The organism is Kitasatospora nipponensis (genome assembly GCF_039528135.1).
In the GTDB taxonomy this organism is placed as follows: Bacteria; Actinomycetota; Actinomycetes; order Streptomycetales; family Streptomycetaceae; genus Kitasatospora; species Kitasatospora nipponensis.
The window spans coordinates 1-802 of the sequence record NZ_BAAALF010000638.1 but is presented as its reverse complement, the minus strand read 5'-3'; the positions used below and the strand labels follow the sequence as shown (position 1 = coordinate 802).

The following is an 802-nucleotide window of genomic DNA, read 5'->3' as shown; positions in this document are numbered from 1 at the left end:
GCCACGGGCCAGGACCTTGGCGTCCGCGGGGCGGCTGGCGGGGGGATCCTCCGGGCGCTGGTTGCCGGGCTGGCTGCTGAGGGCCTCGCTGGTGGTGGAGTGGCCCATCTGTTCGAGGCGGGCGTGGATCGCGTCCATGCCCAGGAGGTGTTCGCCATGGGTGGCGCGGTGTTCGGCGCGGTCGGCGACCATGCGGGTGACGGCGGCGCGGGGGGCGGCGAGGCGGGCCTGGCGGGCCGCGAGTTCGGCTTCCTGGCGGGCGAGCATGTCGGCGAGGCCGACCTCGGGGTCGATGGCGCGCATCCGTCCGGGATGGTCGGCGGACGCGCGCACCAGCATGAGGCCGGCGAGCTCGTCGAGGTGGTCGTGGACCTGCGTGGGAGAAAGGGCGCACTGCGCGGCGATCTCATCCACGCCGTGTCCGGGGTGGTCGAGCATGGCCCGGTAGACCACAGCCCCCGTGGCCGACAGGCCCAGTGCCTCCAACATGACGATCCCCCCGGTGTCGTGGTCCCACCGCCGGAATGTGGCGATGACATGCGCATCCTTCCAGGGCGACGGAACCGCTTCAAGATCCGTTAAGCGCCCTTCGTTGCAGCTCGCGGCATATGCCGGGCAACTCTGCGCCTCCACATCACTCCGGCCGCCCCACGCCTGAAAGGACGTGGCATGGACATGGTTGGCTGTCTGGAGTCGGACTGTCCGGTTGGCGACAGCCGTAGGCCCTTTCCAGGGGTACCGGTGGGCGGCGAAGCTATTGATCGCCGGCAGGGAAGCAACCCGAACGGCAGCCGGACGAGGC

1 protein-coding gene is annotated in these 802 nt (G+C 70.8%); it reads right to left on the bottom strand.

All coding sequences use genetic code 11. From position 1 onward, the window contains the following. Nucleotides 1-489: helix-turn-helix domain-containing protein (locus tag ABD323_RS42425; protein WP_344447394.1), on the bottom strand; the 489-nt coding region annotated here is incomplete at its 3' end. Nucleotides 490-802 lie beyond the last annotated feature (313 nt).